We start from the raw sequence: 26,211 nt of genomic DNA, 5'->3' as shown, positions 1-26,211 counted from the left end.
CTTCGAACAACGAAAGCACGATTGGCAATGCCGCGCCGGTATGCGATGCCCGATGCCGGCGCGTCCGCGTCATCCCCTCCGAGCTTCCATGCGCCCCCTCGATCTTCTGCTTTACGCTGCCGTCTGCCTGATCTGGGCATTGAACCTGATCGTCAGCCGGGTGCTGTTCTCCGAGTTAGGGGTGGCCCCGATCTTCTACGCGGCAGCCCGCTTCCTCATCGTCGCCGCGATTCTGGCGCCGCTGCTGCGCCCCCTGCCCCGGCCGCTGCTGCCGATCCTCGTCATCGGCTTCCTGATGGGCGCCTGCCACTTCGGACTCATGTTCCTCGGCCTCACGCAGGCCACGTCGTCGAGCGTGTCGATCGTGCTGCAGACCGCGATCCCGATCACGGCGCTCCTTTCGGTGCTGCTGCTCGGCGAGCGCGTCGGCCCTGCCCGTGGCGCCGGCATCGCGCTGGCGCTGGGCGGAGTGGTGCTCGTGATGTGGGACGGCGAGGGCGCGAGCGTCAGCCTCGGGCTCGTCTTCGCCTTCCTCTCGGCCGTCGCCATCTCGCTCGCCCAGGTGCTGCTCAAGCGCTACGGCGCCATCAAGCCGCTGACCATGCAGGCCTGGACGGCTTTCGTTTCCGCCCCGCCCGTGCTGGCCTACTCGCTGCTGGCCGAGACGACGCCGGTGACGGCAAGCCTCGGCGCCGGCTGGCCATTCCTCGCCGCCCTCGCCTTCTCGGTGATCGCCGTCACGCTGATGGCGACCACCCTGTACCTGGGCATCCTGCAGCGCTACCCGGCCTCGATCGTTGCGCCGCTCGGCCTGATGACGCCGCTGATGACCGTGGTGATGGGCATCCTGCTGCTCGGCGAGGGCTTCGATCTGCGCATGGCCGTGGGAGGTATCATCGCGCTCATCGGCCTGATCCTCGTCCTCCGCCAGCAGACGCCGCGCGCCGCCGAGCAGCCGAGCGAAGCAACCTAGGCCGGCAGCGCCGCGAGCCGCTCACGCAGCTCGCCGATCCGCGTCTCATCGAAGGCCAACAGTGGCGGACGCACCCGGTTCCACCCCGTTCTGCCGGAGCGCAACCCCAGCACCGCCTTGACGGTCGGGATCTGGCCATAGGCCGTGATCATCGCCCGGGCCGCCTCGATCCGCCCCTGCGCCGCGTCCACCTCTGCCGCCCGCGCCGGATCGGCATGATGGTCGTAGATGGTGCGCAGGCACCCCGGCTCGAGATTGGAGGTCGCGGTGATGCAGCCGGCCCCGCCGACCTTGAGAAAGCTCAGCAGCAGCGGATCGGCCCCGCACATGACTGCAAATCCCGGATTGTCCTCGACCAGCCCCTGCATGTTGCCGAAGTCGCCCGACGAGTCCTTGAGCCCGACAATCGTCTCGGGAAAGGCGGCGACGAGCCGCTTCACCAGCGGGCGGCTCAGCGGCACGTTCGAGGTCTGGGGGATGTGGTAGAGGATGAGCTGGAGCCGCCGGTCGGCGACACCCTCGATGATCCGCGCATAGGCCGCGAACAGCCCGTCATCGGTGACGCCCTTGTAGTAGAAGGGCGGCAGCATCACGACGCGCGTCACGCCCAGACCGAGCGCGTGCCGCACCAGTTCGATCGTGTCTGGAATGGCCGCGACGCCCACGCCGGGCGCCAGTTGCTCGGGCCGAACACCAGCGGTAATCACGCCCTCGAGGATGGCCTTGCGCTCGGCGACCGAGAACGAGTTGGCCTCGCCCGTCGTGCCCAGCAGGGCGATGCCGTGGCAGCCATCCGCAAGCAGGCTGAGGCAGTGCTCGCCGGTGCGCTCGAGGTCAGGACTGAGATCGGCGTTGAGCGCCGTGACCGCTGCGCAATAGACACCCGAGATCGCAAACCCCATCCGCCTCTCCTCTTCGCTGGCACCATGGTGCACGAACGAAGCAAGGAGAGGCAAGTTGCCGGCACGGAAGGGAGCACCGTGCCGGCAAACGGGGATTACTCCGCGGCGATCGCGCGGGGAGCGTTCAGCGCCGCCAGTTCACGGGCGCGGGTGAGGCTCGCCGGCTGCTCGCGACGGTAGCGGCGGCCGATTTCCATCATCAGCACCGTGTCGGGCAGGAAGGTGAGCTCGCTGAAGATCTCTTCCCAGGCGATGTCACCCCAGCCGAGCGGCATGTGCAGGTCGCCGATGCCCATCGCGGTGTTTTCCTGCGGGTGGTACGGCTTGTAGAAGCCCTGCGGCCGGCCGAACGAATCATGCACATGCAGGTGCCCTGCGACCGGCGCCATGGCGCGGATCTGGGCGCGGAAATCGAGGCCCTTGAAGGTCGATTCGATATAGGCGTGGCTGAAGTCGATCAGCGCCACGACGTTCGCATGGTTCACCGACTTGACCGTCTCGGCAACCTCGGCCGGGGTCTGGCGATACTGGCCGGGCTCGGTGGTGAAGATGTTCTCGAGCGCGATGCGTACGCCATGCGGCCGGGCGAAATCGGCGAGCTCGGTGAGCGCCTCACGTTCCCGCACATCGGCGCCGGCCCAGTCGGCGATGGCGTCGGCCCGCAGGTTCCCGCTGTGGTGCACAAGGATGCCCGCACCGATCGCGTTCGACACTTCCACCAGCGCCTTGGCCGCATCGATCTGGTAGCGCTGCGTCACCGGGTCCATGAAGTTGGACGAGACGAGCCCGTGCACGGTGTAGCGGAAATCGAACTGCCTGGTGAGCGCGACGAGGGCGTCGTGGCGCTCCTTCACGATCTTGCCGCCGGCGATCAGGTCGAGGCTGGTGACGCCGATCTCGACGGTATCGACGCCCATCTCGCTGAGGGCGCGCAGGTCCGCTTCGAGGGTGTGGAACTCGCCGTCGTCCGAGCCGGCATTGAAGCCGGTACCAATGATGTGGGTCATGTAATCTCTCCTAGGCTGAAGTCGGAGGTCGGTGTGCTTGGCTGCCCCTCACCCCGACCCTCTCCCCAAAGGGTCGAGGGGACGATGGGGCACCGACCGTGCAAAGTGCGTCCCCTCTCCCCGCTGGGGAGAGGGTCAGGGTGAGGGGCAGCACCCCTCAGTGCGAAATGCGCCGCCCGTCCTCGAGCGAGAACAGGTGCAGCGCGCTGTCGGCGAGGCTGAGATGCACCGGGGTGCCGGACTTGATCTCGGCGGTGTCGTTGTCGAGCGCCACGATGCGGCTGCCATTGGCGTCGGCGTGGATCAACCGCGAAGCGCCCAGTTCCTCGACATAGTCGACGACGGCCGGGATCGCGCCATGCGTATCGGCGCCGGTGCGGCGTACGCCTTCGGGGCGAACGCCCAGCACCACCTTGCGGCCGGGGACGCGCACGCCGTTGAGCTGGCTGACATTCATCTTGCCGCCCGTGCCGTGCATGAACTGGCCCTCGGCGTCGAACTCGCCTTCGAACAGGTTCATCGCGGGCGAGCCGATGAAGTCGGCGACGAACCGGCTCGCCGGGTTGTTGTAGACCTCGGTCGGCTTGCCGATCTGCTCGACATTGCCGGCATTCATGATGATCAGCTTGTCGGCCAGCGTCATCGCCTCGGTCTGGTCATGCGTGACGAACACCGAGGTGACGCCGAGATCGCGGTGCAAACGCCGGACTTCGGCGCGCATCGCGACGCGGAGCTTGGCATCGAGGTTCGAGAACGGCTCGTCGAACAGGAACACCTTGGGCTCGCGCACCATGGCGCGGGCCATGGCGACACGCTGGCGCTGCCCGCCGGAGAGTTCACCCGGGCGACGATCGAGGAACGGTTCCAGCGACACCGACTGCGCCACCTTCATCACCCGTGCATCGCGCTCCGCCTTCGGCAGCTTCGCGACCTTCAGCGAGTAGCCGATGTTCTGGCGCACCGTCATGTGCGGGTAGAGCGCGTAGTTCTGGAACACCATGGCGCAGCCGCGCTCGCGCGGCTCGAGCTGGTTGACCACGGTGCCGTCGATGGCGATCTCGCCGCCCGAGATTTCCTCGAGCCCGGCGATCATCCGCAGCAGCGTGGACTTGCCGCAGCCGGAGGGCCCGAGGATGACGACGAACTCGCCCGCTTCGATGTTGACGTCCACACCGTGGATCACGGCGGTCTTGGCGTAGTTCTTTTTCACGCCCTTGATGGTGATCTGAGCCATGGGTCTATCCAATCATTTGTCGCGGGAAATGAGGCCACGCACGAACCAGCGCTGCATGAAGGCAACGACCAGCAGCGGCGGCAGCATGATGATGAGGGCGCCCGCCATGGTGACGTTCCAGTCGGGCGTGCCGTTCTGGGCGGGGATCAGGGCCTTGAGCTGCATCACCACGGTGCCGAAATTGGCCCGGTCGGTGGTGATCAGCAGCGGCCACAGGTACTGGTTCCAGCTGCCCACGAACATGATGGTGGCGAGCGCCAGCATGTTGGTGCGGCTCAGCGGGATCAGCACGTCGCGGAAGAACTCCATGGCGCTGGCCCCATCCATCTTGCTGGCTTCCGCCAGCTCGTCCGGAATGGTCATGAAGAACTGCCGGTAGAGGAAGGTGCCGGTGGCTGTCGCGACCAGCGGCAGGATGAGGCCGGTGTAGGAGTTGAGGAGGTTCCAGTTGAGCGACACCTGGATGCCCGACACCGCCTGCACCAGCCAGCTGATCCCGAACGTGTCGAGGATCACCTGGAACGGCAGCAGCGCATTGGCGGCGATGGCGTAGGTCGGCACGATGCGGACTTCGAGCGGCAGCATCAGCGTGATGAAGATCAGCCAGAAGCAGATCATCCGCGCCTTGAAGTTGAAGAAGACGATTGCGAAGGCCGACATCGCGGCGAGCGTGATCTTGCCGATGGTGACGCCGATGGCGACGATGAAGCTGTTGAGCATCTTCGGACCGAGGTCGGCACGGGCCCACGCTTCGCTGAGGTTGGCCCACAGCTGGTCGGAAGGCAGCAGCGAGATCGGCACGCGGCTGACTTCCTGCAGCGACTGCGAGGCGGCGACGATCACCACCCAGAACGGGATGACCACGAGGATGAGCCCGATGATCATCACCGCGTAGGTGAGGGCGTCGAAGAAGGGGGAGCGTTCGATCATGGACCGGCCCTCAGTTGTAGTGAACGCGGCGTTCGACCCATTTGAACTGGACGAACGTGAGGCCGATGACGAGCAGCATGAGGACGATCGACTGGGCGGCGGCGCCCGAGTAGTCGAGGCCTTTGAAGCCATCGACGTAGATCTTGTAGACCATCACCTCGGTCTGCCCGATCGGGCCGCCTTCGGTCATGGTGTCGATGAGCCCGAAACTGTCGGTGAAGCTCGAGATGATGTTCATGATGAGCAGGAAGAAGGCGGTCGGCGCGATCAGCGGCAGCTGCAAATCGAGCATGCGCCGGAACGGCCGTGCCCCATCCATCGCCCCGGCCTCGTTGATCGAGCGCGGGATCATCTGCAGGGCAGCAAGGAAGAACACGAAATTGTAGCCGATGCCGAGCCAGGCATGGCAGACGATGACCATGGCGAGCGCATGCATGCCGTTGGTCGCCGGATCCCAGATGCCCGGCCAGATGTCGTTGACGGCGCCGACAAGACCGGCTTCCGGCGAGAAGATGAAGCGGAACGCGACGCCCGCGGCCGGGGCCGCGATGGCGTAGGGCCAGATGAACACGGACTGGAAGAGCTTGGTGCCCTTCAGCGCCCGGTCGACGAAGCTCGCCAGCGTCAGCGCCACCAGCATCGACAGGCCCGTCGCGGCCAGCGCGTAGAAGGCCGAGCGGAGCACGGTGCCCCAGTACCGGTCGTCGCGGAAGATGTAGAGGAAGTTGTCGAGGCCGGCCCAGAGGTTGCCGCCGCCCCAGGGCTGTTCCAGCGTGAAGGCCCAATAGAGCGCCTGCGATGTCGGCCAGTAGAAGAACACCAGCACCAGCAGCAGCTGCGGGCCGATCAGCAGCCAGGGCAGCACCTTGTTGCGGTAAACCGCGCGACGTTCCATCGGAAACCTATCCCGGTTGGTCAAGTAGCTTCGCCCGGGCGGAGAGCCGCCCGGGCGTCAAGACGATCAGCAGATCAGGGGAGCTGCTGGCCCTTGTAGGTCTGCTCGAACTTGCGCAGGATTTCGTTCGAGCGGGCCGCCGCGTCGTCGAGCGCCTTCTGCGGATCGGTGCCGTCGAAGATCACCGACTGCATGGCCTTGGCGACTTCCTGGCGCACCGCGCCGAAATTGCCGAGACGGATACCGCGGGTGTATTCGCCGGGCGGGGTGGCGGTCAGCGACTGGATGGCGAGCTCGCGGCCCTTATACGGGGCAGCGTCATAGAAGCCGGCGGCCTTCATGGCCTCAAAGCCCGAGTTGGTGACAGGGATGTAGCCGGTGATGGTCGACCAGTGCTGGGCCTCGGCCGGCAGCGCGATGAAGTTGTAGAACGCCGCAGCGCCCTTGTACTCTTCCTCGGTCTTGCCCTTGAGGGTCCAGAGCGCGGCGCCGCCGACGAGCGAGTTGTGGCGCTCGGTGCCTTCCCAGACCGGCAGCACGGTCACGTCCCAATGCACGCCTTCCTTGGCCTGCTTGGCGAACGAGCCATGGTCGGCAACCGAGGACGACGACATCTGGCACTTGCCGGCGGTGAAGGCGTCATTGGCGGTCTCGCCGGCGGCCTTCGACTTGTGGACCATCAGGCCTTCGTCGGTCATCTTCTTGAACCAGCCGAGCTGGTCGACGAACTTGCCCTTGTTGAACTCGACGACGGCGTCGAGGCCACCATAGCCGTTGCCGTTCGAGGCGATCGGCTGGTTGTGTACGGCCGAGAACTGCTCGAACCACTGCCAGGTCCCGGTCGGATCGAACGCGATCGGGCATTCGTAGCCGGCGGCCTTGAGGTCACGGGCGATCTTTTCGACCTGCTCCCAGGTCTGCGGCGCGCCCTCGAAGCCGACGGCCTTCAGCGCGTCGGTGTTGTAGTAGAACATCGCCGTCGAGGAGTTGAACGGCATGGCGAGCAGCTCGCCCTTCGACGTCGAGAAATACGACGAGATGCCGGAGAAATAGTTGGACCAGTCGATCTGGTAGCCGTTCTTTTCCATCAGCTCGCGGACCGGCACGAACGCACCCGACAGCATCAGGTCGACGACGCCGCCGTCCGAGATCTGGGTGACGGTCGGCTGCTTGTTGGCGCGGAACGCGGCGATCGTGTTCTGCAGGTTGTTCTCGTAGTTCTCCTGGCTCACGCAGACGATCTCGTAGTCCGCCTGCGAGGCGTTGAAGCGCGAGCACATCTCCTGCACGCGTTCGCTCAGGTCGCCCGAGAGGCCGTACCAGAATTCGAACTTGGTCGCGGCGGCGGCGGGGGAGGCCACGAAAGTGAGGGCGGTCGCGGAAAGGGCCGCGCCGAGCAGCCAGTTGGTTTTCATCATCAAGGCTCCTGGGATGAATATCCGTTCGATTTCTCGAGCGGCGGCACTCCTAGCGGCAGTCCTTGACGGTTGAATTTCAGCCCGATGAACGTCGGGTGACAGCTGGATGAAGCAAATGTGTCAGAGGGCGGTGATCGCCCGAGACCTTTGCAAACACAGGAGCTTGCCGGTCACTTCGACTAACCGCTCTCACGTCCGATGGCTGTGCAAAACCGGCTGCCGCGCCACAGATCGGCGACTGCGAACCGGACACTTGGCGCCCGATCCGACTTGCGGGAGCCCGGTCAATCGCACAAAACCGCTCCGCCAAGCCGACGGCCAAGGGAGTCGAACATGCCAGCTGCCACCTATGATCTCGTCCTCAGGGGCGGCCGCGTGATCGACGAGCGGAACAGCGTCGACGGTGTCATGGATGTCGCGATCAAGGCCGGCAGGATCGCCGCCGTGGGCGCCGACCTCGCCAAGGACGCGACCAGGGTGGAGGACGTCACCGGCGCCATCGTCGCGCCCGGGCTCATCGACATCCACACCCACGTCTATCACAAGGCGACTTCGCTCAGCGTCGATCCGGGCTTCATCGCCCGCCGCTCGGCCTGCACCACGCTCGTCGATGCCGGCAGTGCCGGCGCCGGCAACTATGACGGCTTCCGCGACTACGTGATGATCCAGTCGCCCTACCGCATCCTCGCCTTCCTCAACATCTCCTTCCCCGGCATCTTCGGCTTCGACAAGGGCGTCTCGATCGGCGAGGCGACGATGCGCTCCATGCTGCCGGTCGACCGCTGCGTCGCCAAGGTCGAGCAGAACCGCGACCGCATCGTCGGCGTAAAAGTCCGCATCGGCGGCATCGTCACCGGCGACCTCGGGTTGGGCGCGCTCGAACTGGCCCTCGAGGCAGCCGAGGCGCTCGACCTGCCGCTGATGACCCATATCGGCACCGCGCCGCCCAGCTATGCCGACGTCGTCGACATGCTGCGGCCGGGCGACATCCTCACCCATTGCTACCGGCCGGACCCGAACTCGGCGATCGGACCGGACGGCAAGGTCATCGACGCGGTGCTGAAGGCGCGCGAGCGCGGTGTGCTGTTCGACATCGCCCACGGCATGGGCGCCTTCGGCTACGAGACCACTGAAGCGGCACTGAAGGACGGCTTCCCGCCCGACGTTATCTCGTCGGACGTGCACGTCATCGCCGTCGAAGGTCCCGGCTACGACCTGCTGCACACCATGAGCAAGCTGCTCAACTGCGGCCTCAGCCTCCCGCAGGTGATCGCCATGTCGACGAGCCGTCCGGCTCTCGCCATCCGCCGCCCCGAACTCGGCCACCTCGGCGTCGGCGCACCGGCCGATATCACCGTGCTCCGCCAGTACGACAGCAACTACGTGTTCGAGGACGTGGTCGGCACGAGGCGCCAGGGCTCGACCCTGCTGCAACCGGTCGCCGTCTATCTCGACGGCAAGTCCATGGAAGTGAGCCGCCGCCCGTTCGAGGAGAGTTTTCTCACCGGGCATCACCACCAGCATTGAGGGGGTGACAGCGCGGTCGGATGCTTGGGGCCGCCCCCTCCACCAGCTTCGCTGGTCCCCCTCCCCCGCCACGCGGGGGAGGATCAAGGCAGCATCGTGCCCCACTCGGGTCCTCCCCCGTGCAACGGGGGAGGGGGACCACCCGTAGGGTGGTGGAGGGGGCGGGGCTAGGCTCGGCCCTCGCTCAGAAATCCTCGAGCGTCAGTTCACGCGCCATGACGATGTTGCCGGCCGTCAGCCCGTTGTCGACCGGGATCACCGCGCCGGTGACGGCACTCGCCGCGTCCGACGCGAGGAAGGCGATGACGCGCGCGACTTCGTAGGGCTCGACGATACGACCGAGCGGATACCAGCGCTCGAGCGTCTTCAGCACATTGGGGTCCTTGGCCTTGCGTTCGTCCCAGATCGGGGTGCGCACCGTGCCGGGCAGCACGATATTGGTGCGGATGCCGTAGCGGCCGTATTCCTGCGCCAGGGACTTGGTCATGGCGATCATGCCCGCCTTGCCCGCGCTGTAGGCCGGATCGCCCAGCGCGCTCAGCCCGTTGACCGAGCCGACATTGACGATGTTGCCCGAACGGCGCTCGACCATCTGCGGCAGCACTGCATAGGCGCAGGTGTAGGCGCCGTTGAGATTGGCGTCGACGTCCTCGCGCCAGTTGTCGGGCGTCGTCTGGGCGAGCGTCTTGTGGCGGGAGACGCCGGCATTGTTGATGAGCACGTGCACTTCGCCGAAGCCGGCAAAGGCCGCCTCGACAGCGTCCTTGTCGGTGATCTCGACCACCGCCGGCTTCACCGTGATGCCGTCCTTGCCCAGCGTGTCGACGAGGTCGTTGACCTTGTCGCTGCGATCGAGCGCGGCAATGGTCGCCCCCTCCTCGCCGAAGAACCGGCACAGCCACTGGCCGATGCCGCCCGCGGCTCCGGTGATGGCGATGGTCTTGCCGGCAAATGCCCCGCTCATGGATGATTCCTCGTCAATTCGAACTCCCGGCGACGCTGCCGGCGCGCTGAAACCATCTTACAGGCCCGATTGCGCTTCAACAGGATTCTTGGCCTCCTGGGCGGTTTCGCGCGCGTATCGTGTAACTAAATTTCACGAGCACGCCTCCGCGTTGCGGCTATGATCGCGCCGCACCATATGGAAGTCGGCATGTTCCTTTCGGTCTTCGACGTCTTCAAGATCGGCATCGGGCCGTCGAGCTCCCACACCATGGGACCGATGACCGCCGCCAACCGCTTCCTCGATGAGCTCGGGACGGGCGACTGGCCGCGCCCGCGCAATTCGCGCGTCGCCGCGCTCGGCGCGAGCCTCCATGGCTCCCTCGCCTTCACCGGCATTGGCCACGGCACCGGCCGCGCCGTCATCCTCGGCCTCAGCGGCCTCGCCCCCGACAGCGTCGATCCCGAGCGCATGGACGAGATGGTGGCGCGCGTCGAGACCGAGGCCATGGTTCATCCCGAGGGCCATCCCGCCTATCGCTTCCGCCCGGTCCACGACCTCGTCTATGACCGCAAGGAGCGCCTCCCCGGGCACACCAACGGCCTGCAGTTCTATGCCTACGATGCCGACGGCACGCTGCTCCTCCGCCGTGTCTACTATTCCATCGGCGGCGGGTTCGTCCTGAGCGAGGCCGAACTCGAACGCGGTCCGACGAGGGCCGAAACGGTCGAGGTCCCCTACCCCTTCGAGAACGCGGCCCAGATGCTGGAGATGGCCCGGCACTCCGGTCTCTCCATCGCCCGCATGAAGCGCGCCAACGAGGAAACCCGCATCGGCCGGAAAGCGCTCGATGCCGGGCTCGATCGTCTCTGGGACGCCATGAACGGCTGCATCGAACGCGGCCTGAGGACGGACGGCGTCATGCCCGGCGGGCTCCAGGTCAATCGCCGCGCCAAGGCCATTCATGAGCAGCTGAAGGCCCAATGGCAGCGCAACGAGCTTGGGCCCCTCGCCGGCAATGACTGGCTGAGCGTCTTCGCCATGGCCGTGAACGAGGAGAACGCGGCCGGCAGCCGCGTCGTCACCGCGCCGACCAATGGCGCCGCGGGCGTCATTCCCGCCGTGCTGAAGTATCACGAGACGTTCGATGCCGGGGCTTCGCGCGCCACCCTCCACGACATGCTGCTGACGGCCGCGGCGATCGGCGGCCTCATCAAGCACAATGCCTCCATTTCGGGCGCCGAGGTCGGCTGCCAGGGCGAGGTCGGCTCGGCTTCCGCCATGGCCGCCGCCGCGCTTTGCGCCGCCATGGGCGGCACGCCGGCCCAAGTCGAGAACGCCGCCGAGATCGCGCTCGAGCATCACCTCGGCATGACCTGCGATCCGGTCGCGGGGCTGGTGCAGATCCCCTGCATCGAGCGCAACGCCTTCGGCGCGGTGAAGGCCGTGACCGCGGCGTCGCTGGCCATGAAGGGCGACGGCACGCACAAGGTCTCGCTCGATGTCTGCGTCGAGACCATGCGCCAGACCGGCCGCGACATGTCCGAGCGCTACAAGGAGACGAGCCAGGGCGGCCTCGCCGTCAACGTCGTCGCCTGCTGATCAGGTCGCCTGCGGCAGCGGGAACGCCGGCTCCGGCAGCTCGCCACCCATCATCTGCGTGATGCGGCTCGCCGCGCGATAGAGCATGTGGGCCGCATCGTCGAAGGGGACGATCACCTGGTGGCTGGCGAGGAACGGCATGGTCAGCGCCGCGAGCGACACACCGGCCGAGTTGAGGATGGGAAAGCTGAGGTCGGTGACCCCGTGCACCACCTCGCCCTCGATCCGCTCGTAGCCACGAACCGCGATCCTGGCGATGCGGTCGCGGTAGCGCTTGAGCTGGTCGGCGGGGATGATCGTCTCGGCCTGGCTCAGGATCCACTCCTGCACCGGCTTGGGCTGGAAAGCGACGATGGTACGCCCCGATGTGCCGCGCACCGCCGGGCTCGCCGCTCCGACACGCAGCCGGATGGCGATGGCGGCGGGGCTGTCGACCTGCGCGATGATGCGCTGGTTGACCCCGTCGAGCACCGCCATGTGGACAGCTTGCGTCGCCTCGAGCGCCAGCGCGTTCATGATCGGCTGCGCCGCATCGACGACGCGGCGGAAGGGCGGGAACAGCGTCGCGAGCCCGAAGAGCTGGGTGGAGAGCACCAGCGCCTCTTCCCCCGGCGGCTTGATGAGGTAGCCGCGCCGCTCCAGCGCCAGCACGACGCGATAGACTTCCTGCAGCGAGCGGCCGAGCCGCTGCGCGATCTGGCTGGGCGTCACCGGTACGGAGAGCGTGGCGAGCAGCTCGAGGATATCGAGGCCCTTTTCCAGCGCCGGCGCCGTGTAGGTGGGCTTGTCGGCCGCGGGCTGGCGCGACTTGCCCTTGGGCTTGTCGCCACCCGCCTCGTTCAACGCCTTGGCGCGTCCGGCCATTGTCGTCGTCCCCTCGTCTTGCGCTTCCCGCGACGGGCGCCGAAGTCGACTAGCACCGGCACGGCCGGCCCGCCACCACGGCGGCGGGCGCTGCCACAGGAAAACGCATCAGTCCCAGAGCAGTAGCCAGCCCGCCCCGGGACAATCGAACAGGTGCTGGACGCCGGTCGGCACGCCATCGGCAAGCGGCAGGGCCTTGACCGTCGAGGAATCCCAGCCGGCCACCAGCACATGGCTGGCGGTCACCAGCAGGTGCTGCGGCCACTGGGCCTGGCTGTCAAGCTCGGAGACCAGCACCGGGCTGGGGCCGGTGACATCGAAGGTCGAGACCGTGTCGATGCTCCGGTTGGCGAAGTAGACGTGGCGGCCATCCAGCGCGCGCTGGATGTCGCCAGGATAGTTGCGCGTCCAGCGGGTCTTGCCCGGCCCGGCCCGGCGCGTGCTGCTGACGTTGGCCCAGCTCGAGGCGGGATCGCCGAGGCTGCCGGCCACAAGGTTCGAGCCGAGTTCGCCGCTGACCGCCAGGCGGCCGTCGGGCAGCACCACGGCGTGGCGCGGGCCGGTATTGGCGGGGACCGCGGTCGCGCGGACCTGCGTCAGGACAGCGGTGCCGGACTTCGCGAGGTCCACGCTGAACTCGCGGACGAGATCGGCGCCGAGATCGATGACGACGAGCGTGTCGCCGACGAAGAAGACCTGGTGCGGGTGGGCGTCGTCCTGGCGCTCGATCTCGGGACCGCCGCCACTCAGCTTGAGCAGGTCGATCGGGCCGTCAAAGCTGCCATCGGCAGCGAGCCGCTGCAGGCCGAGCGTGCTGGTGGTGTAGTTGGTGACGATCAGCAGCCGGCCGCTCGGATCGACGACGAGGTGGCAGGGCTCGGCGCCCCCGCTCGACTTCTCGCCGAGCGTCACCGCGGTGTCGCCCTCGATCCGCCAGGCGTGGATGTCGCCCTCCATGCCGACCCGCGACGTGCCGTAGACCACCGGCAGGTTGGGATGGCGCGCAAGGCTCGACAGCTGGTTGACGCGGGCGAGGGTCTTGCCGCGCCACTGGCCGCCGTCCTGTACCCAGCGCGTCAGCCCGTGCAGCTCGAAAATGCCGCGCGATGCCACCAGCAGCGCTTGCCCCTCGCCCAGCGTGAATTCCGCCATCGTCCCCTCCCTGGGTACTACTCCGATGCCCCCGGGCCAAACCCGTCCCAGTGGGCGATGATCTTGCCGTCATCTACGACGCTGGCACGCCTTAGCATGGCAAAGGCCATGCAGACATGGTTGGGCACGATCTCGAGCCGCGTACCCACAGGCAGCGGCATCGGGGCGCCCTCGCCATGCCAGCGCAGCCAGCCGTGCTCCTCCGACATGCGCTCGATCACCCAGCCCGGCGCATTGACGATGAGGCCCATGCCGGGGAACTGCTCGCGATGCGCCGAGGCGGGCACGAGGTCGGTGCTGAGCGACTTGGAACCCGCATCGATACAGGCCCGGTCGGGATCGGGATGGCTGACGACTGTCGCGATGACGCGGATCGCCGTCGTATCGAGGCTGGCATTGCCGAGCGCGATCTGGCCGACGTCGTTGAAGGCATAGATGCCGGGCCGGATCTGGGTCACACCCGGAACGTGGGCGACTTCACGCGCCGAAGCCGACGCACCCAGCGAAACGATGGGCAGCGGCACGCCGCGTGCCCGGATGGCCTTGGCGACAACAACCATGAACTCGCCGGCGGCGCGGGCACGGGCGGCGAGGTCCGGATGGTCCTTGGCCCCGTAGGTCGTCCCTTCATGGGTGTAGATACCGATGAGCTCGACACCCGCGACGGCATGGATGGCCGCGGCGACATCAGGCGCCTTCTCGGCCAGCACGCCCTCGCGGCCGAGCCCCGAGTCGATCGCCAGCATCATCCGCGCCGTAGCGCCGGCTGCGGCAAAGACCGCCCCGATACTGGCCGCAGCAGCCTCGCTGTCGGTCGCGAGCACGAGATCGACCTTCTTCGACAGGGCGAGGGCGCGTTCCGCCTTGTCCGCCCCGACGATCGGGTTGGCGACGAACAGGCGCTTCACGCCTGCCGCGGCAAAGGCCTCGGCCTCGCCGAGCTTGGCGACGCAGAGCCCGTCGGCGCCGCGCTCGACCTGGCGCACGCCGATCTCGGCGGTGCGGTGGGTCTTGGCGTGCGGAAAGAGTTCGACCCCGGCCGAGCGGGCGATCGCCGCCATCTCGTCGAGGTTATGGTCGAGCACGTCGAGGTCGAGCACGAGGCCGGGGGTGGCAACCGGCACCTCGGCCCAGCTCGGACCATCCGCTGCGCGGGCAATGGAGATCGCGGTGGCGTTCATGGTCAGGCTCCCAGGGTCAGCGTCCGCCCGGCGCGCTGGCCGGTGACGCGGTTGTTTTCGACGGCGAACTGGCCGTTGACCAGCACATGCAGGATGCCCGTGGCGGCCTGGCGCGGATGCTCGTAGGTCGCGTTCGCCTTCACCTTGTCCTTGTCGAAGATGACGAGGTCGGCCTTGGCGCCAGCTGCGATGCGGCCGCGATCCATGAGCCGCAGCCGGTCGGCGGCGGAACTCGTCATGTGCCGCACGCACTCTTCGAGCGTCAGCACCTTCTCGTCGCGCACATAGGTTTCGAGCATGCGCGGGAACGTGCCCCACGAACGCGGATGCGGACGATCGCCGACGAGGATGCCGTCGCTGCCGACGGTGTGTTCGTCGCGCTGCATGAGGGTGCGCACGTGTTCCTCGTGACCGATGAAGAAGACGCACGGAGCGGCGCGCTCGGTGGCGATCAGCACATCGAGGGCGAGTTCGGCCGGCGAGGTGTTGAGCTTCCGCGCCGCGTCGGCGAGGTTGCCCTCCATCATCCATTCCATCTCCGGCGCGCCCGGCAGGCCGGCGAGAAAGACGTTGGACCAGTTGACGGTGAGACCCTGGTGGCCATCCGACCCGGTGACGTCGAGCGCGTCGATGATGCGCTTGCGCGTCTCAGGATCGCGCAGGCGTTCCATCTGCTCCTCGCCGGTGCCGGAAAGGGCCCAGCTCGGCAGCTGCGACAGGAGCGTCGTCATGCCGGCGAGATAGGGATAGGCGTCGAAACTGAGATCGATGCCTTCGGCGATGGCGTCGTCGAACATCTGCAGCAGCTGGGGCAGCTTGCCGCGATTGGCCTCGAAGCTCAGGTGCGTATGCGCAAGATGGAGCGCCACACCTGAGCGGCGGGCGATCTCGAAGCACTCGCCATAGCCGCCCAGCGCATCGGTGCCGTAGTTGCGGTGGTGCGGGCAATAAAAGCCGCCATACTCGGCGACCACTTCGCAGAGCGCGACCAGTTCGTCGGTATCGGAATACATCGCCGGCACATAGGTGAGGCCGGTCGAGAGGCCGACGCCACCTTCTTCCAGCGCCGTGCGAAGCAGCGCCTTCATCTGCTCGAGTTCATCCGGGGTGGCGAGCCGCGCGGCATTGCCCATTACCAGCATGCGCAGGTTCCCGTGCGGCACGAGGTAGGCGCAGTTCACCGCCACATTGCCGTCGAGGCGCTTCAGGTACTCGGCGACACTGCGCCAGTTCCAGTCAAAGCCCGGCGGGTCGTCGTTCCAGCCCTTGATCTGGCTGCGCATCTCGAGCAGCGTCGCGTCGTCGATCGGGGCATAGCTCAGTCCGTCCTGGCCGAGCACCTCGGTGGTGACGCCCTGGCTGAGCTTCGAGGTGTGGTCGGGGTTCACCAGCACCTGCAGGTCGGAGTGCGTGTGCATGTCGATGAAGCCCGGAGCGATGACGAGGCCGTGGATATCGACGATCCGGTCGGCCTTGGGGAGCTTCGCTCCCTTGAAGATGCCCGCGATGCGATCGCCGATGACCAGCACGTCGCCGCGTACGGGCGCATTGCCGAGGCCGTCGACGACGAGGCCGCCGGTGAACAGGATGGAACTGGCACTCATTCGATATCGACTCGGAGCTTCTGGTTGTTCTTGGCGCTGAGATAGATGGCGTCGGTCACTGCGACGACATGGGTCGCGAGCCGCGCCGTCAGCCCGGCAGGGGCGGGAGCGCCGAAGGCGCATTCGATCAGGGCCTTGGTCGGCGCCCCGGCATCGTAGAGGCCGGACGCTTCCGGAGCGCCGTACTCGACGACCTCGCCACTGGCGCGGACGAGGCGTAGCGTGTCGGCGACCGAGTCGGCCCAGAGCTGGCCCTTGCTGCCGTAGAGCGCCATGTGCCACTGCGGCCGCGCGAGATAGGGATGCGTCGAGGCAGCGCTGATCACCGCCGAGCCGCCACCCGCGAACTCGGCATTGACCGTGGTGTGCAGGTCGATGTCGCTCGCCGGCGGGAAGGTGCTGGCATTGAGCGCAACGATGGGTTCACCCACCAGCCACTCGACCATGCCAAGCTCGTGCGACATGGTCACCGCCGCCGAACCGCCGCCGGAAATGGCCTTGTCTGTGTAGGTCGCGGTGCTCGACTCGAGCTTGCCGCCCCAACCGCCATCGGTGCTGCCGGAGAGCAGCGCCCGCGTGTTGACCGCCAGGTGCATCGTCAGGTGCTCGACGGCACCGATCTCGCCGGCCTCGATCAGGCGGCGGCTCAGGGCGAAGACCGGTGCGGCCGGCCAGCCGAAACCGACCAGCAGCGCCTTGCCCAGGCGCTCGGCGGCATCGCGCATCCGGCGCGCCGGTCCGGCGCTGAGCGCGAAGGGCTTTTCGACCAGCACATGTGCTCCCGCTTCGAGCGCAGCGATCACCTGTTCCTCGTGGGCGACGGGCGGGCTCGACACCACGACGATGTCGGGCTTGGTCGCCAGCGCCTCGCGCCAGTCGGCGACGACGAGCGGCACCTCGAACTGACGGCCGAGCGCCTCGGCCATCTCCGTGTTCGGGCTCGACAGCGCGACGAGCTCGACCCGCTTGTCGCCCTTGAGCGCCGGCAAATGGCTGGACTGCGACCAGGCGCCGGCGCTCAGCACGGCGGCCTTGATGGTTGTGGTCATTTGCCGACCCCGGCGGTGAGCGCGCCGACGACGTGGCGCTGGAAGATGAGGACCAGCACGGTCGGCGGCAGCATCGACATCACGGTCGCCGCGGCGAGCGCGTTCCAGTTGAACTGCTGGACCGACTGGAAGCCCGCGAGCAGCGGCGGCACGGTGAGCTGGTTGGTGAGGACGAGCGCGTAGAAGAACTCACTCCACGCCTCGAGGAAGATCAGCACGCCCGCTGCGACGAGACCCGGCTTGGCGATCGGCACGATGATGATCCACAGCGTCTGCAACCGCGTCGCGCCGTCGATCTTGGCCGCTTCCTCGATCTCGCGCGGCAACTGGTCGAAGTAGTTCTTGAGGATCATGATCGCCAGCGGCAGCGTGAACACGTTGTAGCTGATGACCAGCGCCCAGGGCGTGTTGAGCACGCCCATGACGCGGAAGGCGACAAAGAACGGGCCGATGATGGCGATGGCGGGCACGATGCGCGTCGCGATCACCGAGAGTTCGAACACGCGCGCGCCGCGGAACGGATAGCGCGACAGGCCGTAGGCTGCGGCGCCGGCAATGAGCAGGTTGAGCACGACGAGGCAGCCGCTGACGAACAGGCTCTGCCCGATGGCCGGCACGAGCCTTGCGCCCATGTCGGTGCTGCCGATGCCGCGCCCGCCGGTATTGCCGAACAGGACCGAGGCGTAGTTGTCGAGCGTGATGCTGGAGGGCACCAGCGGGAACGGCTTGATGCCCAGCTGCGTCGGCGTGATCAGGCTCGAGACGACGAGGTACCAGACCGGCAGCAGGATCCAGATGGCGAAGGCCAGGACGCCTGCATAGATGGCGATGGTGGCGGCCGGACGACGCCGGCGGCCGCGGTCGATGGTCGACGAGGCCATCACTGCACCTCCCTGCGATAGAAGAGCCTGACGATGGCGAGCCCGCCGACCAGCGCGACGACGCCAAGGATGACGGCAAGCGCCGAACCCAGCCCGATATTGGTGTTCACGAAGAGCTGCCTGTAGATGAGGACGCTGAGCACCTGCGTGGTGTCCCCCGGCCCGCCCTGCGTCATGGCGAAGACCACGTCGAACTGCAGGAACGCATAGATCACGTTGAACACGGTGACGGTGATCAGCACCGGCTTCAGCCAGGGCAGCGTGATGTTGGTGAAGCGCTGCCAGACATTGGCGCCGTCGAGCCCGGCGGCTTCGTGCAGTTCCTCGGGCAGGGTCTGAAGGCCCGCGAGCAGCAGGATGCCGGCAAAGCTCGCCTGGCGCCAGACCGCGGCCAGCACCGTGATGGGCAGCGCGGTGTTCGGATCGGACAGGAACGGCTGATAGTCGCTGATCAGGCCGAGCATCATGAGCACGGCGTTGAGCCCGCCCACGCTGCCATCGGCGAACCACTTCCACAGGATGCCGATCACCAGCCACGGCGTCGCCCACGGAATGATGAGAAGCGCCCGCGCGAGGCCGCGCCCGATGAAGCGCTGGTTGAGCAGCAGCGCCATGGCAAGGCCGATGACGGTCGAAAGCACGACGAAGCCGATCGCGAAGGTAGCCGTCACCTGCGCCGAGCGCCAGAACACCGGGCTCGCGAAGATGATGGTGTAGTTCTCGATGCCGACGAACGGGCCGAAGCTGGCGCCGTTCGCGGGAACATCGTGCAGGCTGTAGACGACGGTGAGGACAGTCGGCACGGCCAGCAGCGCGATCAGCAGGATCATCGCCGGCGCCACCAGCTTCAGTCCGAACGCCCGGTCGGCCTTCGGGCCAAGCCCACTCAGATCAGATGCCGCAGCCACGCGCCCTCCTGTTGCAATCTCGTCCGGCCATGACTGGCCAACCTCCGCCGGCGGCAAGGCCGGGCGGACCGAAAGCCATCGCCCCGTGGGGCGATGGCATGGATGAAGTTACTTAGAGCGTCCGGCCGCCCTGGGCGCCCTTGGCGGCAGCGGTCAGGTCCTCGACGGTCTTCGCCGGGGTCGCCTGGCCGAGCAGCAGGGCGTGGATGATGTCGCCGACCTTGGCCTGGAAGTCCGGGTACCAGGGCAGCGTGCGCGCCGGTACGACGTTCGACTTGGTGGCGAAGGTGTCCGACAGCATGGCGAGGTCGTAGTAGTCCGGGAACGACGCCACCACTTCCGGATCGGTGAAGAACCCGGCATACGGGGCGGCAAGGCCGGCCGCCTTGGCCCACTGGTTGAAGACCTTGAACTGGCCGCCGGAATCCTTCCAGCCGTAGTACTTCATCAGCTCCCAGGCAGCCTGGCGCTCTTCCTCGCTCTCGGACTGGCCGAGCTGCAGCACTTCGCCGATCTGGAGCGTCGACGGACCGGCCGGCGCCATGTTGACGTTGGCGGACTGCGGGCCTTCGAGCGAGCGGATCGAGGTCAGGAAGTAGTGGTGCAGCACGTAGAAGGCTGCGTTGCCCTGCGCCATCTCGTTGGAGAGCTTGCCCGGATCGTCGGTCAGCAGCGACTTGGGCGCGAGGCCTTCCTGGTACATGGCCTGCCACCACTCGAAGACGCCAACGGTCTTGGCGTCATCGGCGAAGACCGGCTGGCCGGCATCGTCGAATGCGGTGATCTGCTCATTGAGCAGGTAGGTGTGGAGGTACTCTTCGCAGAATTCCTTCACCCAGTAGGCGACATACGGTGCCGGGGTGGTCGAGGACAGCGTCTTGGACGCGTCATAGATTTCCTTGAGCGTCGTCGGCACGGCGAGGCCGGCATCGGCAAGGTACTTCTGGTTGTAGTGCAGCATGTGCACGGCCGAGAAGTACGGCGCGCTGATGATGTCGCCGGCCACGTTGACGTGGCGGCTGCGGGCGCTCTCGAACATGTCGGCGATCATGTCGTCGACGCCGGGCAGGCCGTTGAGCGTCGTCGCCCAGCCCTCGTTGATGAACTTCTGCGAGTTGTAGGCGAAGTTGTAGTAGAGATCGATCTTGTCGCCGCCGCGCAGACGCGTCTGCAGGGCCGGCGTGTAGCCCAGGTTCGGGATCACGGCGACATTGACGGCCGGATTGCCCGCTGCGGTCCATTCGCCGACCAGCGACTTGATGGTGTCGGGCTGGAAGTCCCAGGCCAGCAAGTCGAGCGTGCCGGTATAGGCCGCCTTGGCGGTGCCGGTCATCAGGCCCGGCATCATGGTCGCCGCCAGCGCGGATGCGCCGCCGGCCTTGAGGAACGAGCGACGGCTGAACGCGCCGAGGCCCCTGGTGGTGTTGGTGGTCTTCATGAGTTCCCTCTCTCCTGGACGAAGCTGAACAGACGACACTGGGGGCGGTTCGGATCGCCTGCGGTGTGGCCGCAAGCGTCCCCGGGTCCTGCCCGGCGGACCCGGTGTCTTCGACGTCTGAGCAACCGGCCCCGCCGGCCTGCTGCATTTCCTGTTCCGTCGCACGGGAGCTTCCCTCAACCCGCGCGCCGGGATTCTTCGGTTCATGACGCTATGGCAATCGCTATCATATATCAACAACTACTTTTGCATATGATAGCGTCGCCTCAACGCATGCTCTTGAGCACGTCCTCGGCAATCTCGAGCGTACGGTCGACATCGGCCTCGGTATGGGCGGCGCTGATGTGATTGCGCTTGAGCGGCATGGGCAGCATGAAGATGCCGCGCTCGCACATGCCCTGCCGGAACCCGACATCCCGGGCCGTGTCGTTCTTGAGCAGGTCTTCGTAGCGCTCGATCTTGCCGCTCATGAAATAGGGCGTGAACACCGAGCCGAAGCCGGCCGAGACCATCTCGATGTCGAACCGTCCGGCAATCTCGGCGAGGCCGGCGCGCATCTTGTCGCCGAGCCGGAACGTCCGCTCGTAGATCGTGCCGTCCTCGAGGGCGGCGATGGTGGCGAGCGCCGCGGCCGAACCCACCGGGTGGCCGTTATAGGTGCCGCCGACGAACACCTTGCCGCCCGGCGCCGTCGAAAACTGCATCATCAGTTCGCGCTTGCCGGCAATGATGGCGCACGGATAGCCGTTGGCGATCGCCTTGGCGAAGGTGCTGATGTCGGGCTTCACCCCCAGCACCGACTGGTAGCCGCCGAGCCCGTGACGAAAGCCGGTGATGACCTCGTCGAACACCAGCACGATCCCGTGCTGGTCGCAGAGCCGGCGCAGGCCTTCGACGAAGTCCTGCCGCGGCAGCACGCAGCCGATATTGTGCGGGATCGCCTCCATGAAGATGGCGGCGATCTGGCCCGGATTGTCGAGGATCGCCTGTTCGGTCGCCTCGAGATCGTTGAACGGCACGACGATGGTGTTGTCGATGGCGTCGGCGAGCTGCCCGGCGCTGCCGGGGTCCTTCTTGCCGATCTTGTCGGCCGGGCTCGCGATGTTCATCAGCAGGTAGTCGTGCCAGCCGTGGAACGTGCCCTGGAACTTGATCAGCTTCTCGCGCCCGGTGACGCCGCGGGCGAGCCGGACCGCCATGTAGGTCGCTTCCGAACCCGACGAGAAGGCAAGCGCCATCTCGGCCGATGGCACGTGTTCGACGACCTTCTCGGCGAGCGCGATCTCCTGCTCGGTGATCCCGACCCCGACCATGTCGGGGCCCTTGAGGGCCTCGGCGACCGCCGCATTCACCGCCGGGTCGTTGTGGCCGAGCACGATCGGCCCGAACGCAGCGTGGTAGTCGAGATAGGCATTGCCGTCGGCGTCGCGGATATGGGCGCCCTCCGCCCACTTCCACGCATAGGGTTGGCTGAGACGGCGGGTGGCCGAGTTGACGCCGCCCGGAATGACCTGGGTGGCGCGCTCATGGATGCTCTTGGACTTTTCGATATGCATAGGTGACTGGAACTCGTCTCAGGACAGGCCGAGCAGCGTGAGGCTGTCGCGGTGGATGATCTGTTCGATCTTGTCGGCGGGAACTCGCGGCATGGCGGTGCCCTCGACGATGGCGTTGACGCCGCGGAGCGCTGCAACCGTTTCGGCCGGCGTGGTGATGGGGTAGTCCGAGGCGAACAGCAGCTTGTCGAGCACGTTCCACTCGGTGGCTTTGATCATGCCCTCGTAGAAGGTGTAGGGCCGGTAGAGCAGGCCCGAGACGTCGGCGTAGACATTGGGGTGCTTGCGCACGACCACCGCCGTATCGACCGTCCACGGATGGCCCATATGGGCCATGATGATCTTGAGGTTCGGGTAGCGCATGGCGATCTCGTCGACCACCAGCGGGTGGGCGTACTTGATCGGCGCCATGCGCACCGGCGAGGTGCCGATGTGGAACAGGATCGGCAGCCCGTGCCGCTCGGCCTCGCGGTAGATGGCCAGCGCCCGGCTCTCGAGCGGATCGAAGACCTGGTAGTTGGCCCCCATCTTGATGCCCTTGAGGCCGAGATCGGTGCGCGCCCGCTCGATCTCCTCGGGCGCCTTGGGATCATGCGGATGAACCGACATGAACCCGATCAGCCGGTCGGGATGCGCCTTGACGAAAGCGGATGTGACATCGTTGACGCCCACCGCGACGTCGCCCGGCTCGTTGAAGCCGTTGACGCCGCCGGTCTTCTCGCCCGGGGCCCAGGCGACGCCGAACACGATCGACTTGTCCGCCGGCTTCTGCGCCTCGAGATAGTCGTTCCAGCTGTAGACCGAATCCACCGAACGGTCGGGCCGCCAGGTGTGATGGAGCCGCCGGTGCTCGGGCGGCACCGCATCGCGGAACTGCGGCGTATGCGAATGGACGTCGATGATCATCGTTATGTTCCCTGTGGCGCGCCGAGATCGCGCGAGATGGAGCGGGCACAGTCCTCGACCGCCGCCGCGAGTTCGCCGAGGCTGGCCATCGTCACGCGCGTGGTCGGACCGGAAATGCTGACGGCGGCGATGACCGCCCCGGAGTGATCGCGGATGGGGGCGGCGACGCAGCGCAGCCCCTCCTCGATCTCCTCGTTGTCGATGGCGTAGCCGCGCTGGCGGATCTCGGCGATCTGCCGGGCCAGCGCCGCCGGATCGGTGACCGTGTGCGGCGTGTGCGGCTCGAAGCGCATGCGAGCCATCAGCTGATCGCGCACCGGCTCGTCCTGGAAGGCGAGCAGCGCCTTGCCGACGCCGCTGCAATGCAGCGGATCGAGGAAGCCGACGAACGAGGCCATGCGCATCGAACGCGAGGCATCGATCTTGTCGATGCAGAGCGCACTGTCGTCGCTGAGGATGGAGAGGTGCACCGTCTCGCCGGTGCCCGCCATCAGGTGTTCGAGATGCGGCCGGGCGGCGCGCCTCAGGTCGAGATCGCCCATGGCGCGGGCGCCGATCACCAGCGCCAGCATCCCTAGCCGATAGGTCTGCGACTGCGCATCGCGCTCGAGCAGTCGCCGCCCCACCAGCGTCGCCAGCACGCGGAACGCCGTGCTCTTGGGCAGGTCGGTCGCAGCCGCGATCTGGTCGACCCCCAGCTCCCCGTTCCGCGTCGCGACGCATTCGAGGATATCGAGGGCCCGATCCACGGAACGGATTGCGTAACGGTCTTCAGTAGAATTCATCAGGTGAATTCCATGTTCATTTGATGAAACGATGCTATGGGCGATGCTCGGAGCCTGTCAAGACGGCCGTTGAGCGGTGCCCTCGCCCGACGTGGAACCAAGCCGCCTCCGGGGTGTTCGTATGGCCAGTACAGGTGACCCATGACCGTCTATCGGCTGATCCCCACTGCCGATCCCGACGACCCCAACTGGGATCGCGCCATCAACCATGGCGAGGTCGTTGTCCTTGCCCGGTCGACCGGCGAGGCACGCGCCGTTGCCGCCCTGGCGGAAGCCGCCTGGTTCTCCGAAGGCGTGCCGCGCGTCACCACCCAGGTGACCGCCAGCGCCTTCATGGATGAACGGCTCTACACCGTGGTCGAGGACGACACCGGGACCTTCCCGGACACCGGCCCGGTTCGCGTACTGTTCGGCAACTTCAGCATGCCCGAGGATTTCATCCCCAACCGGGCCGACTAGCCTCACCAATCGCCAGCATTGTCCGATCGGGGCTTTCGATCGGCGCCCATTCCATGCTTCCTTGCCGGCCGCACGCCAGGGAGGAAGCCAGCCGTGAGTTCTATCGAAGCCGTCGCCGAAGGCCGCCAATCATCGACGGAGGCGCCTGACGCAGCCGGCCTCTACCGCATCTGGCCGGGAGACGGTGTCCCGCCCGGTTCCGAAAGCTGGGACTGGCACGAGCGCACCATGCAGGCGCCGTGGACCGAGACCCCGCGCCGGATGACCCGCAATGTCGTGATCCCGACGCTCACCGTCTTCCGGCCGCGGCCTGAGATCGCCAATGGCACGAGCCTCATCGTCGCGCCGGGCGGGGCATTCCACTTCCTGCTCGTCGACCACGAGGGCTATGACATGGCCCGCTGGCTCACCGAGCGCGGCATCACCGCCTTCGTCCTCAAGTATCGTCTCGCGCGTACGCCGGACACCGACGGGGATGTGCTCGAGTTCCGCAACAATCTGCACAAGCGCCTGAAGCCCCCGGCGCCGGGCGAGCCCCTGCCTCCGGGAGCCGAACTGCTTCGCGAGGCACGCCTCTACGGCGAGGAGGACGGCCGCCAGGCGGTCCGCTTCGTGCGCGAGCGCGCCGCCGAATGGAACCTCGACCCGCATCGGATCGGTATCGCCGGCTTCTCGGCCGGCGGCGGGGTCGCGCTCGGCGCCGTGCTCCAGAACGACGCGGCAAGCCGACCCGACTTCGCCGCAGGCGTCTACCCCGCTTACCGCGCGGAGCTGCCGGTCCCGGCGGACATCCCCCCGCTCTTCCTCGTCATCTCCGACGACGACAAGTCGGTGGCCCCGGTCTCCTCGGCCCGCCTCTACGAAGCCTGGAACAAGGCCGGCCAGTCAGCCGAACTCCACGTCTTCGCCAATGGCGGCCACGGCTACGGCGTCGCCAAGGAAGGCATCCTCCCCGACGTCTGGCTCGACCTCTTCGGCAACTGGCTCCGCGCCCGCGGCCTCCTCGACCGGCCGCGCTGAGCGGCCGGCCTTTCCGCGCCTCCAGATCTCGAACAGCGCGACCGCGACGCCGCGGTACGCGCCATCGAGGCACATATCCACAACGCCCGCATGCGGGCCGTCGCCTTCTGATCCCGCTTTCTTCTCCGGCACTTGCGACCGGATTTCGGTTCGGAACGACCGCTTTTGGCACGACAGTGATGGTGCGGTTTACGTCCTGTTAACCATGGACGCCTAGCCTTAACCACTCAGTAAGGATCCCTGCCCGTGGTCAGTGCCGCTCCCATCCAGAAGAAGGCCATCCGCTTTCACGCGCGCTCGTTCGTCGCCTTCGCGCTGGCGCCCGAAGCGCCGCTCTCGAACTGGCTGCAGGGCCTCGATCGCTGGATCGAGAACTCGCCCGGTTTCTTCCTCGGCCGGCCGGTGGTCCTCGACCTCAATGTCCTGAAGCCCAGTGCCGGCGAGGTCGCGGGACTGGTGGACGAACTCGCCCAGCGCGGCATCCGCGTCTACGCCATGGAACTCGCCGGCGTCGACGACCTGGGCCCGGGTCTGCCGCCGGTCCTCAAGGGCGCACGGCCCTCGACGCTCGACGAGACCGTCACCCCGCCGGGCCAGAAATCAGCCCCGCCCGCCCCGGCCGAACAACCGCAGCCCGAGGCCAGGACACTGATTCTCGAAACGCCCGTGCGTTCGGGCCAGTCGGTTTTCCACCCGCATGGCGACGTCATCGTCCTGGGCTCGGTCGGCTCGGGCTCCGAGATCATCGCCGCGGGCTCCATCCACATCTACGGCACGCTGCGCGGCCGGGCCATCGCCGGGGCGATGGGCAATTCCGGGGCGCGCATCTTCTGCCAGAAGAACGAAGCCGAACTCCTCGCTGTCGACGGCTGGTACCGCACCGCCGACGACATGGAAGCATCCACTCGTGGAAGACCCACCCAGGCCTATCTCGAGAATGACGTGATCTGGGTAGCGGCCCTCGACTGACAACACTG

24 protein-coding genes are annotated in these 26,211 nt (G+C 66.9%); 6 read left to right on the top strand and 18 right to left on the bottom strand.

Translation table 11 applies throughout. The annotated features are described in order from the left end of the window. Positions 1–88 precede the first annotated feature (88 nt). The gene (locus tag PRN20_RS21850; RefSeq protein ID WP_273959784.1) at positions 89–973 is read left to right on the top strand and encodes a DMT family transporter; all 885 of its coding nucleotides are present in this window, start codon (positions 89–91) and stop codon (positions 971–973) included. Here PRN20_RS21850 and PRN20_RS21845 read toward each other — a convergent pair. The 6 genes from PRN20_RS21845 to PRN20_RS21820 all read right to left on the bottom strand — a co-directional run bounded on the left by PRN20_RS21845 (position 970) and on the right by PRN20_RS21820 (position 7,359). Beyond that, complete coding sequence (locus PRN20_RS21845; protein ID WP_273959783.1) at positions 970–1,875, bottom strand: dihydrodipicolinate synthase family protein; 906 nt, start codon at positions 1,873–1,875, stop codon at positions 970–972. The two genes, PRN20_RS21850 and PRN20_RS21845, sit on opposite strands and share 4 nt — an antisense overlap. 95 nt (positions 1,876–1,970) lie before the next feature. Further along, complete coding sequence (locus PRN20_RS21840; protein WP_273959782.1) at positions 1,971–2,882, bottom strand: TIM barrel protein; 912 nt, start codon at positions 2,880–2,882, stop codon at positions 1,971–1,973. A gap of 157 nt (positions 2,883–3,039) precedes the next feature. Continuing rightward, on the bottom strand, positions 3,040–4,116 hold the full coding sequence (locus PRN20_RS21835; RefSeq protein ID WP_273959781.1) for an ABC transporter ATP-binding protein: 1,077 nt from the start codon (positions 4,114–4,116) through the stop codon (positions 3,040–3,042). Between the two features lie 12 nt (positions 4,117–4,128). After that, complete coding sequence (locus PRN20_RS21830; protein WP_273959780.1) at positions 4,129–5,046, bottom strand: ABC transporter permease subunit; 918 nt, start codon at positions 5,044–5,046, stop codon at positions 4,129–4,131. 10 nt (positions 5,047–5,056) lie between these two features. After that, on the bottom strand, positions 5,057–5,941 hold the full coding sequence (locus tag PRN20_RS21825; protein ID WP_273959779.1) for an ABC transporter permease subunit: 885 nt from the start codon (positions 5,939–5,941) through the stop codon (positions 5,057–5,059). A 74-nt stretch (positions 5,942–6,015) separates the two neighbouring features. Further along, a complete protein-coding gene (locus tag PRN20_RS21820) occupies positions 6,016–7,359 on the bottom strand; it encodes an extracellular solute-binding protein (RefSeq protein WP_443112605.1) in 1,344 nt (447 codons plus the stop codon). 333 nt (positions 7,360–7,692) lie between these two features. Between PRN20_RS21820 and PRN20_RS21815 the strand changes: the two genes are divergently transcribed. Continuing rightward, on the top strand, positions 7,693–8,886 hold the full coding sequence (locus PRN20_RS21815) for an amidohydrolase/deacetylase family metallohydrolase (protein WP_273959777.1): 1,194 nt from the start codon (positions 7,693–7,695) through the stop codon (positions 8,884–8,886). 184 nt (positions 8,887–9,070) lie between these two features. Here PRN20_RS21815 and PRN20_RS21810 read toward each other — a convergent pair whose 3' ends face one another. After that, positions 9,071–9,850 (bottom strand): SDR family oxidoreductase, encoded by a 780-nt coding sequence (locus PRN20_RS21810; RefSeq protein WP_273959776.1) that lies wholly within the window; start codon positions 9,848–9,850, stop codon positions 9,071–9,073. 189 nt (positions 9,851–10,039) lie between these two features. On the opposite strand from PRN20_RS21810, the gene PRN20_RS21805 reads away from it, so the two are divergent. Beyond that, entirely contained in the window at positions 10,040–11,431 is a 1,392-nt protein-coding gene (locus PRN20_RS21805; RefSeq protein WP_273959775.1) for an L-serine ammonia-lyase, read from the top strand. Here PRN20_RS21805 and PRN20_RS21800 read toward each other — a convergent pair whose 3' ends face one another. The 11 genes from PRN20_RS21800 to PRN20_RS21750 all read right to left on the bottom strand — a co-directional run bounded on the left by PRN20_RS21800 (position 11,432) and on the right by PRN20_RS21750 (position 23,755). Next, entirely contained in the window at positions 11,432–12,295 is an 864-nt protein-coding gene (locus tag PRN20_RS21800; protein WP_273959774.1) for an IclR family transcriptional regulator, read from the bottom strand. A gap of 108 nt (positions 12,296–12,403) precedes the next feature. Beyond that, positions 12,404–13,447 carry a lactonase family protein gene (locus tag PRN20_RS21795; protein WP_273959773.1) on the bottom strand — a complete coding sequence of 348 codons (1,044 nt, stop codon included), beginning with the start codon at positions 13,445–13,447 and terminating at the stop codon, positions 12,404–12,406. 17 nt (positions 13,448–13,464) lie between these two features. Continuing rightward, entirely contained in the window at positions 13,465–14,628 is a 1,164-nt protein-coding gene (locus tag PRN20_RS21790; protein ID WP_273959772.1) for an alanine racemase, read from the bottom strand. 2 nt (positions 14,629–14,630) lie between these two features. Further along, complete coding sequence (locus tag PRN20_RS21785) at positions 14,631–16,232, bottom strand: N-acyl-D-amino-acid deacylase family protein (protein ID WP_273959771.1); 1,602 nt, start codon at positions 16,230–16,232, stop codon at positions 14,631–14,633. Continuing rightward, on the bottom strand, positions 16,229–17,281 hold the full coding sequence (locus tag PRN20_RS21780) for a Gfo/Idh/MocA family protein (RefSeq protein ID WP_273959770.1): 1,053 nt from the start codon (positions 17,279–17,281) through the stop codon (positions 16,229–16,231). Before PRN20_RS21780 ends, PRN20_RS21785 begins: the two co-directional genes overlap by 4 nt. Continuing rightward, positions 17,278–18,162 carry a carbohydrate ABC transporter permease gene (locus tag PRN20_RS21775; RefSeq protein ID WP_273959768.1) on the bottom strand — a complete coding sequence of 295 codons (885 nt, stop codon included), beginning with the start codon at positions 18,160–18,162 and terminating at the stop codon, positions 17,278–17,280. Before PRN20_RS21775 ends, PRN20_RS21780 begins: the two co-directional genes overlap by 4 nt. Further along, complete coding sequence (locus PRN20_RS21770) at positions 18,162–19,070, bottom strand: carbohydrate ABC transporter permease (RefSeq protein WP_273959767.1); 909 nt, start codon at positions 19,068–19,070, stop codon at positions 18,162–18,164. The genes PRN20_RS21775 and PRN20_RS21770 overlap by 1 nt, the downstream gene beginning before the upstream one ends. A gap of 112 nt (positions 19,071–19,182) precedes the next feature. Then, positions 19,183–20,508: an ABC transporter substrate-binding protein gene (locus tag PRN20_RS21765; protein WP_273959766.1), complete on the bottom strand. Its 1,326-nt coding sequence runs from the start codon at positions 20,506–20,508 to the stop codon at positions 19,183–19,185. Between the two features lie 266 nt (positions 20,509–20,774). Then, complete coding sequence (locus tag PRN20_RS21760; protein WP_273959764.1) at positions 20,775–22,064, bottom strand: aspartate aminotransferase family protein; 1,290 nt, start codon at positions 22,062–22,064, stop codon at positions 20,775–20,777. An 18-nt stretch (positions 22,065–22,082) separates the two neighbouring features. Beyond that, positions 22,083–22,970, bottom strand: a complete 888-nt coding sequence (locus tag PRN20_RS21755; protein ID WP_273959763.1) for an amidohydrolase family protein — start codon at positions 22,968–22,970, stop codon at positions 22,083–22,085. A gap of 2 nt (positions 22,971–22,972) precedes the next feature. Then, positions 22,973–23,755 carry an IclR family transcriptional regulator gene (locus tag PRN20_RS21750; RefSeq protein WP_273959762.1) on the bottom strand — a complete coding sequence of 261 codons (783 nt, stop codon included), beginning with the start codon at positions 23,753–23,755 and terminating at the stop codon, positions 22,973–22,975. 141 nt (positions 23,756–23,896) lie between these two features. Between PRN20_RS21750 and PRN20_RS21745 the strand changes: the two genes are divergently transcribed. The 3 genes from PRN20_RS21745 to minC all read left to right on the top strand — a co-directional run bounded on the left by PRN20_RS21745 (position 23,897) and on the right by minC (position 26,203). Then, entirely contained in the window at positions 23,897–24,214 is a 318-nt protein-coding gene (locus PRN20_RS21745) for a hypothetical protein (protein WP_273959761.1), read from the top strand. A gap of 93 nt (positions 24,215–24,307) precedes the next feature. Then, the gene (locus PRN20_RS21740) at positions 24,308–25,234 is read left to right on the top strand and encodes an alpha/beta hydrolase (protein WP_273959760.1); all 927 of its coding nucleotides are present in this window, start codon (positions 24,308–24,310) and stop codon (positions 25,232–25,234) included. A gap of 246 nt (positions 25,235–25,480) precedes the next feature. Then, the gene (gene minC, locus PRN20_RS21735) at positions 25,481–26,203 is read left to right on the top strand and encodes a septum site-determining protein MinC (RefSeq protein ID WP_273959759.1); all 723 of its coding nucleotides are present in this window, start codon (positions 25,481–25,483) and stop codon (positions 26,201–26,203) included. Positions 26,204–26,211: the final 8 nt, after the last annotated feature.

This window comes from Devosia sp. ZB163, from assembly GCF_028613635.1.
Lineage (GTDB): Bacteria > Pseudomonadota > Alphaproteobacteria > Rhizobiales > Devosiaceae > Devosia_A.
The sequence above is the reverse complement of the archived record's forward strand: the minus strand, read 5'-3'. Positions and strand labels throughout refer to the sequence as shown.

Coding starts and splice junctions, on each gene's coding strand:
- PRN20_RS21820 (WP_443112605.1), bottom strand. CDS start 7,359: ATGATGAAAACCAACTGGCTGCTCGGCGCGGCCCTTTCCGCGACCGCC.
- PRN20_RS21840 (WP_273959782.1), bottom strand. CDS start 2,882: ATGACCCACATCATTGGTACCGGCTTCAATGCCGGCTCGGACGACGGC.
- PRN20_RS21760 (WP_273959764.1), bottom strand. CDS start 22,064: ATGCATATCGAAAAGTCCAAGAGCATCCATGAGCGCGCCACCCAGGTC.
- PRN20_RS21845 (WP_273959783.1), bottom strand. CDS start 1,875: ATGGGGTTTGCGATCTCGGGTGTCTATTGCGCAGCGGTCACGGCGCTC.
- PRN20_RS21745 (WP_273959761.1), top strand. CDS start 23,897: ATGACCGTCTATCGGCTGATCCCCACTGCCGATCCCGACGACCCCAAC.
- PRN20_RS21765 (WP_273959766.1), bottom strand. CDS start 20,508: ATGAAGACCACCAACACCACCAGGGGCCTCGGCGCGTTCAGCCGTCGC.
- PRN20_RS21800 (WP_273959774.1), bottom strand. CDS start 12,295: ATGGCCGGACGCGCCAAGGCGTTGAACGAGGCGGGTGGCGACAAGCCC.
- PRN20_RS21755 (WP_273959763.1), bottom strand. CDS start 22,970: ATGATCATCGACGTCCATTCGCATACGCCGCAGTTCCGCGATGCGGTG.
- PRN20_RS21830 (WP_273959780.1), bottom strand. CDS start 5,046: ATGATCGAACGCTCCCCCTTCTTCGACGCCCTCACCTACGCGGTGATG.
- PRN20_RS21825 (WP_273959779.1), bottom strand. CDS start 5,941: ATGGAACGTCGCGCGGTTTACCGCAACAAGGTGCTGCCCTGGCTGCTG.
- PRN20_RS21815 (WP_273959777.1), top strand. CDS start 7,693: ATGCCAGCTGCCACCTATGATCTCGTCCTCAGGGGCGGCCGCGTGATC.
- PRN20_RS21805 (WP_273959775.1), top strand. CDS start 10,040: ATGTTCCTTTCGGTCTTCGACGTCTTCAAGATCGGCATCGGGCCGTCG.
- PRN20_RS21785 (WP_273959771.1), bottom strand. CDS start 16,232: ATGAGTGCCAGTTCCATCCTGTTCACCGGCGGCCTCGTCGTCGACGGC.
- PRN20_RS21795 (WP_273959773.1), bottom strand. CDS start 13,447: ATGGCGGAATTCACGCTGGGCGAGGGGCAAGCGCTGCTGGTGGCATCG.
- PRN20_RS21810 (WP_273959776.1), bottom strand. CDS start 9,850: ATGAGCGGGGCATTTGCCGGCAAGACCATCGCCATCACCGGAGCCGCG.
- PRN20_RS21750 (WP_273959762.1), bottom strand. CDS start 23,755: ATGAATTCTACTGAAGACCGTTACGCAATCCGTTCCGTGGATCGGGCC.
- PRN20_RS21780 (WP_273959770.1), bottom strand. CDS start 17,281: ATGACCACAACCATCAAGGCCGCCGTGCTGAGCGCCGGCGCCTGGTCG.
- PRN20_RS21835 (WP_273959781.1), bottom strand. CDS start 4,116: ATGGCTCAGATCACCATCAAGGGCGTGAAAAAGAACTACGCCAAGACC.
- PRN20_RS21850 (WP_273959784.1), top strand. CDS start 89: ATGCGCCCCCTCGATCTTCTGCTTTACGCTGCCGTCTGCCTGATCTGG.
- PRN20_RS21775 (WP_273959768.1), bottom strand. CDS start 18,162: ATGGCCTCGTCGACCATCGACCGCGGCCGCCGGCGTCGTCCGGCCGCC.
- PRN20_RS21790 (WP_273959772.1), bottom strand. CDS start 14,628: ATGAACGCCACCGCGATCTCCATTGCCCGCGCAGCGGATGGTCCGAGC.